The 14,088-nt window shown below is 47.2% G+C and carries 12 protein-coding genes and 1 pseudogene; 8 read left to right on the top strand and 5 right to left on the bottom strand.

The genetic code is table 11. The features are described from left to right. Nucleotides 1–75, bottom strand: a pseudogene (locus KH703_RS02570) (EamA family transporter); the annotation flags it as partial. Nucleotides 76–342: 267 nt separating this feature from the next. Between KH703_RS02570 and KH703_RS02565 the strand changes: the two are divergent. The 4 genes from KH703_RS02565 to KH703_RS02550 all read left to right on the top strand — a co-directional run bounded on the left by KH703_RS02565 (nucleotide 343) and on the right by KH703_RS02550 (nucleotide 3,931). Then, on the top strand, nucleotides 343–729 hold the full coding sequence (locus KH703_RS02565; protein ID WP_304293857.1) for a hypothetical protein: 387 nt from the start codon (nucleotides 343–345) through the stop codon (nucleotides 727–729). Between the two features lie 771 nt (nucleotides 730–1,500). Beyond that, nucleotides 1,501–2,721 (top strand): OprD family outer membrane porin, encoded by a 1,221-nt coding sequence (locus KH703_RS02560; protein ID WP_304293855.1) that lies wholly within the window; start codon nucleotides 1,501–1,503, stop codon nucleotides 2,719–2,721. Nucleotides 2,722–2,796: 75 nt separating this feature from the next. Next, nucleotides 2,797–3,378 carry a cytochrome c gene (locus KH703_RS02555; protein WP_304293853.1) on the top strand — a complete coding sequence of 194 codons (582 nt, stop codon included), beginning with the start codon at nucleotides 2,797–2,799 and terminating at the stop codon, nucleotides 3,376–3,378. Nucleotides 3,379–3,388: 10 nt separating this feature from the next. Continuing rightward, on the top strand, nucleotides 3,389–3,931 hold the full coding sequence (locus KH703_RS02550) for a DJ-1 family glyoxalase III (RefSeq protein WP_304293851.1): 543 nt from the start codon (nucleotides 3,389–3,391) through the stop codon (nucleotides 3,929–3,931). Between the two features lie 596 nt (nucleotides 3,932–4,527). Here the strand turns inward: KH703_RS02550 and KH703_RS02540 are convergent. After that, nucleotides 4,528–5,223, bottom strand: coding sequence for a hypothetical protein (locus tag KH703_RS02540; RefSeq protein ID WP_304293849.1), 696 nt, complete (start codon nucleotides 5,221–5,223; stop codon nucleotides 4,528–4,530). Nucleotides 5,224–5,465: 242 nt separating this feature from the next. On the opposite strand from KH703_RS02540, the gene KH703_RS02535 reads away from it, so the two are divergent. From KH703_RS02535 to KH703_RS02525, 3 genes are all read left to right on the top strand, one after another. Continuing rightward, a complete protein-coding gene (locus KH703_RS02535; protein ID WP_304293847.1) occupies nucleotides 5,466–6,212 on the top strand; it encodes an SDR family NAD(P)-dependent oxidoreductase in 747 nt (248 codons plus the stop codon). 16 nt (nucleotides 6,213–6,228) lie between these two features. Then, nucleotides 6,229–7,923, top strand: coding sequence for a Na+/H+ antiporter NhaC family protein (locus KH703_RS02530; protein WP_304293846.1), 1,695 nt, complete (start codon nucleotides 6,229–6,231; stop codon nucleotides 7,921–7,923). A gap of 308 nt (nucleotides 7,924–8,231) precedes the next feature. Continuing rightward, nucleotides 8,232–8,606 (top strand): EexN family lipoprotein, encoded by a 375-nt coding sequence (locus KH703_RS02525; RefSeq protein ID WP_304293845.1) that lies wholly within the window; start codon nucleotides 8,232–8,234, stop codon nucleotides 8,604–8,606. Nucleotides 8,607–9,410: 804 nt separating this feature from the next. Here the strand turns inward: KH703_RS02525 and murI are convergent. Then, on the bottom strand, nucleotides 9,411–10,730 hold the full coding sequence (gene murI, locus KH703_RS02520; RefSeq protein WP_304293844.1) for a glutamate racemase: 1,320 nt from the start codon (nucleotides 10,728–10,730) through the stop codon (nucleotides 9,411–9,413). Nucleotides 10,731–10,925: 195 nt separating this feature from the next. On the opposite strand from murI, the gene KH703_RS02515 reads away from it, so the two are divergent. After that, on the top strand, nucleotides 10,926–11,594 hold the full coding sequence (locus KH703_RS02515; protein WP_304293842.1) for a tetratricopeptide repeat protein: 669 nt from the start codon (nucleotides 10,926–10,928) through the stop codon (nucleotides 11,592–11,594). Nucleotides 11,595–12,370: 776 nt separating this feature from the next. On the opposite strand, the gene nfo is transcribed toward KH703_RS02515, so the two are convergent. Then, nucleotides 12,371–13,225, bottom strand: coding sequence for a deoxyribonuclease IV (nfo, locus tag KH703_RS02510; protein WP_304293840.1), 855 nt, complete (start codon nucleotides 13,223–13,225; stop codon nucleotides 12,371–12,373). Between the two features lie 365 nt (nucleotides 13,226–13,590). After that, complete coding sequence (locus tag KH703_RS02505; RefSeq protein WP_304293839.1) at nucleotides 13,591–14,082, bottom strand: hypothetical protein; 492 nt, start codon at nucleotides 14,080–14,082, stop codon at nucleotides 13,591–13,593. Nucleotides 14,083–14,088 lie beyond the last annotated feature (6 nt).

Raw genomic sequence — 14,088 nt, 5'->3', positions numbered from 1 at the left:
GATGATCGTGCGGATAAAAGTCGCAAAGTGGGAGTTGATCCCTTCAAGCCCTATTTTTGCAAATATCGCAGTCAGCGCCGCAAAGAGTGCTGATGCAAGCTAGCCGAGTAAAAGAAGCTAAAGTTCTGCCGTGTTTGATTTAGACGCGACTACCAAGTCTCGCTCGCGATTGTCGCTAAATTTTGCTCCATTTATATAGAAAAATCGTCAAAAGCGCATTCTCGCTTCGCCTAACGCCGAGAGATCTCTTTAAATTCCGCTCCGGTGCCCCTCAAAAAAAGCAAACTTTAAGCCCAAACCTACTACTCTAAAAGTTCAAGTTTTACAAATGAAGGATACTGAATGAAAAATTTCATATTTTCTGCACTTTTGGCTCTTGGCTTCGTAGGCTGCGCCGTAAGCACCGCTCCGACGCCTGCAGGCAACTTACGCTCGCTAAAATCCGAGATCGTAAACTACACTCGCCAAAGCTCCACAGCTTACATATATACGTTCAAAGACCTATCCAGCGGCGAGCTCTACACCGCTCGCGCAAGCAGATATTATGCGGCTGCAGGAGATACTGCCTACATAAGTACCGCTTCAGGCGCTATCACCGATATGCGAATCATCTCGCGTAAGGCGGGTTCCGTTGCTCCGCGCGCTTATGATATCGGCAAAATCGAGACCAAACAAATGCATAAAAACGACGCTATTGCTGTACCTGAGAGCGAAAATATTAGCTTTTAATCCTATGCGATTTTAGCCGCTGCGCTCTTTAAGGTAAGTGCGCCTGCTTTTAATTTGTGAAACGCTTTTGTGTTTGTTCTCTACTCTTATGAAGGCAAAATGGTTTCTGTTTTTAATCTAGCGGGCTGGCGCGATTTGCTTGCGCTTTAAAGTCCGCTGATTCTTTATACGATTGCCTGCATAAATTTTATATTTCACGAAATTCTGCGCTGCGCATCTTGCTTCTATGGCTCGGTTAGCATTTACTATTCGCTTGCTTCGTACTTAAGATTTCTTACTGCGTGGCGCTATTTTGTCCGCAAAATTCTATATTGTAGAAATACAAGCTGGGCTAAAATTTTTAATTGGCGGAATTCTTATAAATTTTCTTTCTCGCGATTTTTCGCGTACTGCTTGTTTTCAGTGCCGTATTCTCCGCTGATAAGATGTCGCGTAAATATTTTTATAACCCACGCTTTGCAAATTTTGTGTCTTGAAATTTCATTCATAAAATTTTGTATCGTAAAATTTTATCAAATTTCTCCCGCACGAAAGAGGTGTTGCCGTCTGTTTACCGCAGCCTGATATAATCCCCACATCGAAATTAGAACTCCTTTCAATAATCGGCGAGACCTGTGTGGGTCTCGCTTTTTTTATGCCCGTTAAATTTGGATTTTCGGTAAATGCTCGGTAATAATTTGGTAAAATTTTAGTATTTTTCAGCATATTTTAAGCATATAATTTGTCATTTTGTGCTACTATTGCGCTTACAAACTTTTAAAGGAGTTCAAAATGAAACTAGTTAAACTTAGTTTAGCGGCAGCAGTCGCTGCAGGTGCTCTTGCTATGAGTGCAAGTGCTGTTCCGTTAGAGGAAGCTATCAAGGACGTGGATCTAAACGGATACGCTCGTATGCGATATACCCACGATAAGGTATCTGGCGAGAATGATCAAGGTGCCTATGTAAAAGGCGAAAATTCTAGTAAGTGGGAATTCAAATCTGAAGTAGACTTTAAGGCTAAAATCGATGACAACTTCTTTGGTGTAGTTGGCGTTAGATTTCTAGATAGAGATAACGGAGAAACATTATCTTCTTCAAATAGCCAATATCACGGTAAACAAAATCCAAGCGACAAAGATTCCGATTTCGATATTGCTAAGGCTTATTTGGGATATACTATCGGTGGTACTACGATCGCAGTTGGTCGCCAGGGCATAGGTTCGTTCTTTACCGATGATATGTATGGAGATGGTGTTAAGATTACTAGCACCGATATCGAGGGCTTGACAATTAGCGGCTTTTGGATGGATTCTTTAGAGAATGATGGCGATATTTCAAGCCTTAAGTGGGCTAGAGTAGATGGTAAATTAACTACTGATCATAACTTATACGGTATAGGATTTATGGGCTCATACGATCCGGTATCTTTCCAGCTATGGTATAACGCTCTAGAGGATGTTGCACAGCTTTTCGCTGCAGAACTAGCTCTAAACTTTGATATCTCCGATGATTTCAATCTCGGTGTAAAAGGTCAGTACGCATTCTCTGATTTCGACGGCGATTATAAAGATGCAGGTGCTAGCGATGCAGACTTCTGGGCTGCAGAGGCTAATGCGGGTTTCTTCGGTGTTGATTTGGCTGCAGGTTATTTAAAATTTGAACCTGATGATAAAGATAAAGTTTCTTTTGTATCCTTTGAAGATCAAGGCTCTTTCATCAGCCCGGGTCAGGAGTTGCTAGATTATAGGAATTTTACTGGCGAAAATCACTACTGGTATGTAGTAGCAGGCTATACCATCCCTGATACTGGCATCAGAATCGGCGCTGATTACCTAGACGGTAAAGCAGATGGTGATAATGCATATGAGGTAGTAGGTAGAATTTCTTATAAATATAATGAAAAGCTAAGTTTCAAAACTTGGTATTCTCACTATAAAATTGATGATGCTTATGGCACAGATCGCGATGAGAAAAAAGATCGCATTAGATTCGAGGCTAAATACAGCTTCTAATTATTTACCTTATACGGGTAAAATTAGGGCGAAGCTTTTGCTTCGCCCTTTTTAAATTCTAAATCAAGGTTTTCTATGAAAATTTTTAAAATTTCTTTTTTAGCATGTTTTTTTGCCTTTAGTTTAAATGCCGCGGATAAAGCAAATGATGACACGTATGTATTCGAAGCCAAAGGTGAGTTTGCCAAAGAGCTAAAATCCCTGATCGAAAAGCATTCTAAAGATGAAAATGTAACCGTAAATATCTATAAAAATACTTCTAACGCCAAAGGCAATATTGTCGGCGCTGGCACAAAAATAAATCGTAACATCAACTATATCAAGGAAAAAGGTAAGGTAATCTACGATGCTAACTGTGCTTCTTGCCACGGCTCAGAAGGACAGAAGCGCGCCTATGGCAGCTCTCGTAAGCTAAAAGATCTAAGCGCGAAGGAGATTGCAATCGCGATCTCAAGCTACACCTCCGACGGGCAATATGGCAAAAAGATGAAGTATATTATGCAGCCTATCGCTGCCAAAACCACCGCTGAAGAAGTTGGCTATATCATCGGCTATCTAAAAGGCGACGATGAATTCTTATACGATAGTCCATCTCGTGCTAGTGGCAACACTGAAATTTCGACTGCCCCTAGCGAGCAGGGCTCGTATCTAAAATAAGGGGTATGCGATGAAAATTGCTGTAGTTTTAGCTAACGGATTCGAGGAGCTTGAGGCGATAAGCATCATTGATATTTTAAGACGTGCAGATATTGATGCTCTAGCCGTGGGGTTAGAGAAAAAATGCGTCCGCGGTACGCACGGCATCGAGCTTGTGGCGGATGAAATTTTGGATGATATTAAGGTGTCTGAATTTTCTATGATCGTTTTGCCAGGGGGTTTGCCCGGTGCAGAGAATTTAGCCAAAAGCGAGAAGCTCGGTAAGATCCTACGCGACTTTGATGCAAATAACACAAAAATTGGCGCAATATGTGCCGCTCCGTGGGCGCTAGCTATCGCGGGTGTGCTAAAAAGCTCTTACACTTGTTATCCAGGCTTTGAAAATCAGATTGCTCACCCAGGCTATACGAATTCGGCGAATGTCGTAAAAGATCAAAATATAATGACTTCGAAAGGTCCCGCTACTGCGATGGAATTCGCACTGCAAATCGTCCGCGAGCTAAAAGGCGAGCAGGTTTATTCCAAGCTAAAGTCCGATTTGCTTTTTAAATAAAATCTCAAGTTAGAGCCGATTTCAGCGCGCCTTATTTTGCCATTTGTAAAACGGGGCGTGCTGATTTTGCTGCGCCTGAGAATTACAAATTTTATCTTGCCCTACACGTATAAAATAGCCACAATATTTATTCTGAGTATTCGTAAACGATGAATGGAATTCTCACAACCCAAATTCTAAATCGAAAAACGTAAAAAGCTTTATGAGGAGCAGATGAAATTTTATTGGGGTGGTTGCTATTTAAACCAAGCTTTACCGTCGCGACGGCGTGGAACGTAAGCATAAAAATATTTTAGGCGTATCCTCAAGAGGGCATCGCTGAGCTGAATAAATTTCGGTGCGGCACCTTCGCGATGCACTCGCTAGCTGAAGCTAAGCAGATCGCGCAAAACGTGCTAAATAAGGGGATCGGCGTGATCAAAAATGATAAGATCGCGCTGGATCTAAATTTGATCAAATAGCGACGTCAATATATCAAGAAGCAAAACGGCGCAGTTTTTGAAGGTTTTGTCGGTAAAGCACAGATCTATCGGGAAGCAGATAAGCTTGTAGCACGCGACGAAAGCGTTATTTAGAATTCCTAAAAAGGATAAAATTTAGCGCTTCTTTAAAATATCGTCGTTTAAAAATGTCGCGCTGCTTTGTATCGTTTTGGTAACGCGGTCTTTAGAATTTTGCGTTTTGTCGAGTACGGGTCTGTGTGCGATCAAATTTACGCGCCCGATTTTCGCCGTGAAATAAAAAATCCCCAGTATTGTCGCGTTTAGAAATACTCCAAAATATATCCGTTCTAATCCCCATATCCCTATGCTGGCGGCATGAATAGGCACAAAAATTATCGCGACTAGGATCGGATAATAATCCGAAATTTTATTTTTGGCAAGGATTACGGTCGTAACGATGGCATATGCGATGAGCGTAAAAGGAGAGATAAGCAAGAGTGCAAAAAGCGCGTTTATGCGCTGATAATCTTCGTGCCCGATTAAGACGCAAAAACTACAAAACGCGAGCGTTATGAGAAAAAATAAAGGCAAAATCCATCGCGTTTTCACGTCGCGCCCTTTAAGTAGTGATAAAAAGAGCAGATGAGAGCCCAGCGCAATACAATAATAATCAAATATAACCGATGAGCTTAGAAACGTGAGCGGTATGGCGAGCAGTGCACCCGGCCCGTCAAAATATACCCCACTAAACATGAGCCACGTGATAAAGAGTATAAAAGCATGTTTTAGACCCGCATAAGTGGCGCAAACACAGATACTAACGAGGATAAATCGTATAAATTTGCTCATTTGCCTTTTTCCTAAATTTAAGTGATTATAGCAAACCGCGACAAACGAACGGCGCAAAATTTTAAATTTAGCCGTGCGCTCGCCGAATCCGCTGCCGATCGCGAGCTCATGCGCAAGAGAACCTGCTAATGCCTTCGTATTATTTCATCCACGCCCGCGCCGCAAGAACAAATTTCATAAATTCTAAATCCGTTTTGCGTTATCATTGCGTTAAATTTAAAATTTTACGCAAAGGGGATCATATGAAAAATACGGCATTCATCACGGGCGCTACGAGCGGCTTTGGCGAGGCGATCGCTAGGGCGCTTAGCGCGCAGGGCTATAAGATCATAGCACTCGGGCGCCGCAAGGATCGGCTGCAAAAGCTAGCGAGCGAGCTTGGCAACACGCACATTATCGCCGCGGATATTCGCGATAAAGCTGCGGTATTTGATGCCGTAAGCGCGCTGCCTGAAAATTTCAAAGACGTCGAGGTGCTGGTAAATAACGCAGGGCTTGCGCTCGGGCTTGAGGGGATCGCGCAGACACCCGTAGAGGATTTGGAGACGATGGTCGATACGAATATCAAAGGCGTGCTGTATTCGACCAAAGCGGTGCTGCCGCTGATGATCGCGCGCAAAAGCGGCTATATCTTCAATCTCGGCTCGACTGCGGGCGCGTGGCCCTATCCGGGTAGCCATGTTTACGGCGCGAGCAAGGCGTTTATCAAGCAGTTTAGCCGCAATATCCGCAACGACCTGCGCGGCACCGGCATCCGCGTGACGGAGATCGCGCCGGGTATCTGCAAGAGCGAGTTTAGCGAGGTGCGCTTTAAAGGCGACGTAGCGCGCGCCGCCGCCGTGTATGAGGGGGTCGATGCGATCCTACCCGAGGACATCGCGCAGATCGTGCTAAGCTGCCTAGCGATGCCCCGTCGCGTAAATATCAATGTGATTGAGGCGATGGCGACGCAGCAGAGCTGGGCCGGGCTTTTTATCGAGAAGCATTAAATTTTAAGGCGAGAAAATGAAAAAAATTCTATTACTAATGTTTTTATCGGCTGCCGCGTTTGCGGTGGATGACGCGACCAGGCAGCATAATGCCGAGCTTTTCGGCATCTGGACGCTGGTGCCGCCCGTCGTGGCGATCGCGCTTGCCTTTATCACCAAAGAGGTAATCCTGTCGCTTTTCATCGGCGTTTTTAGCGGCACCTATATGCTTGCTGTCGTCGGCAATAATCCGATCTCCGCGCTTGTGGGCAGCTTTACGGATCTGGTCTCGCGCGTGGTGGGCTCGATGGCCAGCAGAGGCAACGCGGGCGTGCTTTTGCAGGTACTTTGTATCGGCGGCGTGGTCGCGCTGATTAGCAGGACGGGCGGCACGAAAGCAGTGGCGCTTTGGATTAGCAAGCGCGCTAAAACGGGTATCTCGGCGCAAATTTCAACATGGATTATGGGTCTTTTCGTATTTTTCGACGACTACGCAAATGCTCTGATCGTAGGCCCCGTTATGCGGCCGATCACCGATAAATTTAGAGTCAGCCGCGAAAAGCTCGCCTTCATCATCGACGCTACCGCCGCGCCGATTGCGGGCATCGCGCTAATTTCTACCTGGGTAGGTCTTGAAGTCTCTCTGATAAGAGCGGGATATGATCAGATCGGCGTGCAAAACGTAAACGCCTTTTCGATCTTCGTGCAGACCATGCCGTATCGCTTCTACAATCTTTTCATGCTCGCTTTCGTAGTTTACGTAGCGTTTATGCGCAGGGATTTCGGGCCGATGCTCTCTGCCGAAAGGCGCGCGGCGAGCGGCGAAATTCATTCTAAAAATTCTAACATCGCCGAGCTCGAAGATAAAACGCTAGAGCCCAAAGAGGGGATCAAGCCGCAGGCTTCAAACGCCGTTATCCCGCTTATAGTGCTAATCTGCGGTGCGTTTGCGAGCTTTTATTTTAGTGGGCTAAGCAAGCTTGAGGGCGATGCTCTCGTGGCCGCAAAAGCCGCTCCGCTAAGCTTTACGACGCTTCAGGCGACGTTCGGCAACGCAAACTCGTCGGTCGCGCTTTTTCAAGCGGCGCTTCTTGCTACGGTCGTGTCTATATTTATGAGCGTTTACCGCAAAATTTTTGACGTCAGAGAGGCGATCTCTACGTGGATCAAGGGGTGGAAGACGATGATCGTTACGATCGTGATCTTGCTGCTTGCCTGGTCGCTCAGCTCAGTCATCAAAGAGCTCGGCACGTCGCGCTATCTAGTCGATATGCTAAGCCAAAACACGCCGAAATTCTTGCTTCCGGTAGCGATTTTCGTGCTGGGCTCGTTCATTAGCTTTTCGACGGGCACGAGTTACGGCACGATGGGGATTCTAATGCCGCTAGCCATACCTTTGGCAAACGCCGTAGGACTTCACTACGGGCTTTCGGGCGATGCGCTTCACGCCTATATGATCGTAAATATCTCTGGCGTACTTACGGGCGCGATTTTCGGCGATCACTGCTCGCCGATTTCGGACACCACGATCCTTTCGTCGATGGGCGCGGGCTGCGATCATATCGAGCACGTAAAGACGCAGATGCCTTACGCTCTATCCGTCGGCGCGATCGCCGTAGTGGCGGGCTATCTTCCCGTAGCGCTAGGACTTAGCGTCTGGATCGCGCTGCCGATGGGACTTGCCGTTACGTGGGCGCTTGTACGGTTTGCAGGTAAAAAGATAGAGGAGTAGCTCCCGCAAATTTAAATTTGCTTTTAAATTTTGAATTCCGCAGCGATGTGGAATTCTGCTGGGCGAAATTCTAATCTGGCTCGCGGAATTTCACTCCGCAAAATTTCGTCGCGCTAGTTAAAATTTTAAAACGAAATTTCAAAAAGCGCGAGCAAATTTTAAAAGCAGAATTTTAACGAGCCGCGTTAAAACGGCGCGTGCGCCTGCAATTTAAAATTTTTAAAGTAAACGGATAGTAAAATACGGGGTAAAATTTAAAACAAGGAGAATGAAATGAAAAATCATAAAATGTTCCTCTGGGGGGGGGGGTGTTAGCTGCTTTATTGGTAGGCTGCGGTGACGATACCGAGGTAAAGACCAAGGAGTATTACGACGCGCATCTGGACGAAGCCAAAGAGGTTTTAGCGAAGTGTGATTTCAATACCCTTAAAGACGGAAGCAATTCCTATAAAAATTGCGTAAACGCCAAAACGGTCGTAGAGGAAAAGAGTATGGCGTATTCGGTTGAGTATTATAGGAACCATTTAGACGAAGCCAAGGCTATCATAGAAAAATATAAAGAGAAAGTTCCAGCCGATGAAAATAGTGTCGAAGCTGTTAATTTAAGGCATGCCCACGACGCTGTTTTCTTGAGCAGATCCAAGAATCGTCTGGTAATACCAGATGCACCACGTTCAAACTAAAATCTACGCCTTCGGCGCAGAGTAAATTTGCCCTGCTCAGCGCCGAATTTTGCGGTATAAATCTCGCCCGCGAAATGATACGGCGCGAAATCTTTCTTTACGGATTTTAGAATTTCAAATTTTAAAGCCTGCGAGCTTTTGGCTACCGCAAAAAAGACTTGTGAGCTTCGCGGCGCCTTGAAATAATCATTTTAAAATTTACGCCGCGTGGCTAGACTAAATTTCTCTCGGCGGCGGTTTGCGTGGCGCACTAAATTTTAACCTTGCGCGCCCACTTTATCCGTACCCTAGTCTAAATTTAAAATTTCAAATCTGCGGCGACAGCTCGTGCGGCGCGAGGTTACTCCTGCAAACAGCGATCTCGACTTACGCTATTAAATTTAAAGAAGCGACGGCGTCTTTCTCGCGCTATGCTGCTTCAAGTCGTACGGCGGCGTTGTACGTTAAATTTTAAATTTACGTGCCAGGCGGCGGAAGGCAGCATTTGCCCCGTAAAATTTTAACTTTCGCGCGCCGGACGACGGCTAGGCGCTATTGTTCGCGCGCCGCGCGAAGCCGCTTCTAAATCATCAAGCCGAGTTAAATTTTTTAGCGCGCCGAAATTTTAGTCTATGTGGCGCGATTTTGAGTCTGCGCTACGATTTATAACGCATCAAAATTTTTAACTTGCGCAGAGCACCACGTATCTAAAATTTTAAGTCGCGTAGTGCGATCCGCGATGAACAGGAATTTTAATTTGACGTGATTTATGACGCACTAGAATTCCAACCTGCACTACGGATCTACGACGCACGGACGCGTAGCCTAGTCGATTGCTCGCATCGCATCGAGCCGCTTTAAAAATATCTCCACCTTGCGTAGCTGTGCTGCATCTAGCGCCCTGCCCGAGCAAAAATACTCCACGCTGTTGCCGTTTGGATAATTCACTCGCGAAATACCCGCCTCTTCGCTTCGCGGCTCAAATTCCAAGGACAAATTCGCGCCGCCTCGAGAATAAAGCTTGAGCTGCGAATTCGCATCTATGGCGCGCGGCGACATGTGGCGTTTGTCTTCGTCGCACTGCTCTACGCTGTGCGCATCGCCTGCCAGCCTGCCGTCGCGCTCGCGGGCATCAAGTTCGCCCGTTTGCGAATTTGCGCTAAATTTTATATCACCGTCTGCGTCAAATTTATCCGCACAAACCTGCGATTTTACGTAGCGCGAGGTATCCACGCCGAAGCCGCGCTCATCCGCGTTAGAAAACTCATCATACTCCACTGCGCCGTTTTCTCTGGCGCCGCACGACACTGCACGAAGTCCGCTCATACCTTGCTCTATCATATCGGGCTTGCTCTCGCCGCAACTTCCTGTGTCGCGCCCACCGCCGCTATTATCGCGACCTTCTACGCCCCGCTTGTTCTTGCCTTTTATGCTCTCGCCGTCCACGTTAAATTTAGTCCCCTGCGAGGGCAAATCCTCGCCGCGCGCAAGCCTTAGCCCTCCGCCCAGCTCGCTTGCAAGGCGATTTAGCGTGCCGTCGATGCCGTCGATGATGCGCACGTGAGACGGCAAAATTTCGCGCAAAACATCCTTGAAATAGTTAAAATGCGTGCAACCAAGTACGAGCGAACCGAGGCGCTCAAGCTCAAATTTAGCTAGCTCCTCCCGCAGATACGCCCGAACCGCGGGCGAGTCAAACTCCAGATCCTGCGCAAACTCCACGAGGCGTGGCAGCGGCAGACTCCACGTCTCGCACTCCAGCCGCCCCACGAGGCGTGCGAGCTTCTCGCCCGCGATCGTTAGCGGCGTGGCGATGAGCAGCGTCGGGCGCGCTCCGAAGCTGTCCGCAGCGAGCTTGACGGCGGGCTCCATACCGATGACGGGTACGTTAAATGCGCCGCGAAGCTCCGAGATAGCCGCGCTCGTGGCGGTGTTGCATGCGACGACGACCCCATCCGCGCCGCGCTCGACCAAAAAACCCACCGCATCAAGGCTAAGGCGTACGATCTCGACCCTACTTTTCGTGCCATATGGGACGTGGTCCTCGTCGGCAAAATACAAAAACTCCGCCCCGCTAAACCGCCGCAGAGCCTCGGCTAGCACGCTCAGCCCGCCGATGCCCGAGTCAAAAAACGCTATTTTCAAATCTTTATCCAAGGTTAAATTTTAAAAAAGGGATTATAGCTCAATCCAGGTAAAATTTAAATTTTGAGCGGGCTTGGCGGATCTGCGACCGTTAAGTTCTCGCCGCCTCGTTAAAATTCGCGGCAAATTTAATCAATTTCTCAGGGGGGGGGGGGGGGGTAGAATTAGCCAAATTTTACCCGGAAAGGATACTAAATGAAAAAATCGCTATTTGCGTTGGCGCTCGCCGCTTGCTTTGCATTCGGCGCGTCCGAGCTTGCGACTGCAGAAAAAGAGTGTAATGACGGCAATATGAAATCTTGCGCCGAGGCAGGATTGCAATGTAAGGATAACGCAAAAAAGCTAAAACTATTTGAAAAGGCTTGTAACGGCGGAAATAAGCTCGGTTGTCTCGGAGTCTCGGGCGTAATGATGCAAGAAGATCCAAAAAAAGCCGTCGAGTATTTTGAAAAAAAATGCGACTCCGGAGACGCTCTTGATTGCGCATTATTAGGGGCCATGTATAAGGACGGAGACGGAGTCGAAAAAGATATATCAAAAGCGGTAATTTATTATGACAAAGCTTGCGACAGAGGAAATGGACTAGCATGCGCTATGTTGGCAGAGATGTACGGCAATGGAGATGGCGTTAAAATGGATGCGGTAAGACAGCAGGTTTATTATAAAAAAGGTTGCGACATAGCAGGCGAATTACTGAATTGCTACAATTTTGCGTTTTTTAACCATTATATCGAAAAAGATAAAAGTAAAGCCGCGCAATATTACAAGAAAGCTTGTAATTCAGGCAAAAATAGTTCCTATCTTGATCTTCCCAATTATGACGGAGTTGAAGAATATTTGGCAAAAATCCTGCGATATGTATGAGCTGCTAAAATAGCGCGCCGAGCTGCAGCCGGTACAATACGCGTCGGCTACGGCTTAAAATTCCTCCGCACCTAAATTTAAATCGCGGCGGTAGCCACTAAACTCAATGATAAAATTTTAAACTAATCGAACGCTTTTATAGCAGAATTTAACGTAAATTTACACGGATCCTGCATAGATTTTAACGCGAGCAAAGCGCTAAAGTAAAGACGCGGCTATCACAAATAAAAGGAGTGCCAAAAGCGTGGATTGGTACGCAGCAGAATTTTAAGTTAGGATTACGAAGCCTTATGTGCTTGCGCCTCTGCACGGATCGGACGAAAGTAGAATTGTGAGGTTGGAATTTACGCAGTCGCAAATATAAAGCTTCGCGTTAATTTTTTGATGTGGAATTTAGAATTTTAAAATTCCTAGAGCTTTGAATTTGGCGCCGAGCCTTGAAATATCGTAGCGATAAAATTTTAAAATTTGCCACCGCATCGCTTTAAAAATCTTGCTTGAAAATTTTAATTATGCAGTGTAAAATTTTTCATCTCTGCTGCGCCGCTGCGATTTTGCAATAAAAATTTTTGCTCTTTTGCTATGACGATGTATTTTCGTCGTAGAATTTCGCGCCTTTTTTGACGCGGCATTCTTAACGCGCAATCCTCGCTATTTTGCTTGTTAAATTTAAGTTATAAATCCAGCGACGTAAATGCACGGCATAAAGGTTCTTATCGCTGGCGCCACTTTAAAGCGAAATGAGATAAATTCTACGTGGCGCAAAAGGCGCCCGATTAGGCTTTGTGGCGCCCTTGCATACTGCGCAAAAGCGCGATCTCCTCTTCCCAGAGGCTATCGTCAATCGTTTCTAAAATCAGCGGGATCTCGTCGATGTTCGGGTCGTTCATGATGTTTTCAAACGCCGCTAGTCCCAAAAATCCGCGCCCGAGGCTCTCGTGCCGATCTTTGCGCACGCCAAGCTCGTTTTTCGTGTCGTTAAGGTGCATGCCGCTTAAAAATTTATAGCCGATCGCGCGGTCAAACTCGATCATCGTGCGCTCATAGGCCTGCGGGCTGCGCAGATCGTATCCTGCGGCGAACGCGTGACAGGTGTCGATACAGACGCCGATGCGATCTTTGTTTGAAATTTTATCGATCACGTAAGCAAGCTGAGTGAAATCATAGCCGAGATTGGAGCCCTGACCGGCGGTGTTTTCGAGCACGAGCTTGACGCAGGAGGTGTTTGCGATGGCGAAATTTAGTGACTCTACGATATTATCCAGACACTTTTGAGCTGAAATTTCATTTAGATGCGAGCCCGGATGAAAATTTAGCAGCCTGAGCCCGAGCGCCTCGCAGCGGCGGATCTCGTCCACGAAGGCGTTTAGGGACTTCTCGCGCTCCACCTCGCGCGGATGGCCCAAATTTATGAGGTAGCTGTCGTGCACCAAGACATGCTCCGCGCGGATGCCGCTTTGCTTCAGTGCGTCCTTAAACGCAATGGTCTCCTCCGCGCTAAGCGGCGGCGCATCCCATCTGCGCTGATTTTTGACGAACATCGCAAACGCGTCCGCCCCGATCCTTGCGGCATTTAGCGGCGCGCTGGAAACCCCGCCGCTAGCACTCACGTGCGCTCCGATCCGCTTCATTTTACCTCCTAAATTTTATTTTACGCCGCGCGGAAAAATTTCATAAACCCGAGCTGCGCGCGGATTTTTTAAATTTAAATGCGCGCTTTTTCTTTCGCACATACGCGCTGCTTAGTAAATTTCACCGCGAAGAGCCGGCGCAGAGTGCCAATAAAATCGCGCCGTTTGCGCAGCTTGGGCGGCTACCCCGCCGAGTAATGGAATTTTGACCGCTCGCGCCGTGTTTTGGGCGGCTGCTAGAGAGCAGTATTCCCGCGCGTTTACAAGGCGCCTCGCCGCGAGAATTTTACTCGTTCGCGATTTGCTCGCGCCGCCTGTGGAATAGTGTTTCGCGCGCTTACAAACACCCGCCGCGTAAAATTTTACTACAGCTCGCGGATTTTGATTTTTACGCCGCGCTTTGCATCGGCGAAGATTATGGATCTTCCGCCACCGTCCTTGTCGCGGCAAACCTTATAATCGATAGAGCCTTTTTGCAGGCTTTGCGCTAGGCAACGGCGCTCTCCCGCGTCGCTGCCGCCAAAGATCGGCTTGCCGTCTAGGATTTGGCTGAGAAGCCCGCGGTAGTGCTCGGCGCCGAAGAATTTTTTATTGAAAACGAGCTCGTCGTCGCACGCGCCGTTCATGCAAATTTTATCACCTTTTAAAACTAGGCTCAGCACGCTGATGCCGCTTGCATAAATTTGAACCTCGGTTTGGTTTTTAAATTTACGCATAAAGCCCGCGTCGCTGGTGCGGGTAAGCGGCGAAATGACGGTGAAATTTACAGCTTGCGTAGAAGCGGGCTTGAGTGCGGTGGTAGCGCAGCCTGCGAGTAGAAGCGAAAGTGCAAGCGGCGCCAGAAAAGAGCATTTCATAAATAA

It is taken from the genome of Campylobacter gracilis (assembly GCF_018374135.1).
Lineage (GTDB): Bacteria > Campylobacterota > Campylobacteria > Campylobacterales > Campylobacteraceae > Campylobacter_B > Campylobacter_B gracilis_A.
The sequence above is the reverse complement of the archived record's forward strand: the minus strand, read 5'-3'. Positions and strand labels throughout refer to the sequence as shown.

What these genes read in the sequence shown, in the direction of transcription:
- KH703_RS02565 (WP_304293857.1), top strand. Translation starts at nt 343, where the DNA reads ATGAAAAATTTCATATTTTCTGCACTTTTGGCTCTTGGCTTCGTAGGC.
- KH703_RS02560 (WP_304293855.1), top strand. Translation starts at nt 1,501, where the DNA reads ATGAAACTAGTTAAACTTAGTTTAGCGGCAGCAGTCGCTGCAGGTGCT.
- KH703_RS02555 (WP_304293853.1), top strand. Translation starts at nt 2,797, where the DNA reads ATGAAAATTTTTAAAATTTCTTTTTTAGCATGTTTTTTTGCCTTTAGT.
- KH703_RS02550 (WP_304293851.1), top strand. Translation starts at nt 3,389, where the DNA reads ATGAAAATTGCTGTAGTTTTAGCTAACGGATTCGAGGAGCTTGAGGCG.
- KH703_RS02540 (WP_304293849.1), bottom strand. Translation starts at nt 5,223, where the DNA reads ATGAGCAAATTTATACGATTTATCCTCGTTAGTATCTGTGTTTGCGCC.
- KH703_RS02535 (WP_304293847.1), top strand. Translation starts at nt 5,466, where the DNA reads ATGAAAAATACGGCATTCATCACGGGCGCTACGAGCGGCTTTGGCGAG.
- KH703_RS02530 (WP_304293846.1), top strand. Translation starts at nt 6,229, where the DNA reads ATGAAAAAAATTCTATTACTAATGTTTTTATCGGCTGCCGCGTTTGCG.
- KH703_RS02515 (WP_304293842.1), top strand. Translation starts at nt 10,926, where the DNA reads ATGAAAAAATCGCTATTTGCGTTGGCGCTCGCCGCTTGCTTTGCATTC.
- nfo (WP_304293840.1), bottom strand. Translation starts at nt 13,225, where the DNA reads ATGAAGCGGATCGGAGCGCACGTGAGTGCTAGCGGCGGGGTTTCCAGC.
- KH703_RS02505 (WP_304293839.1), bottom strand. Translation starts at nt 14,082, where the DNA reads ATGAAATGCTCTTTTCTGGCGCCGCTTGCACTTTCGCTTCTACTCGCA.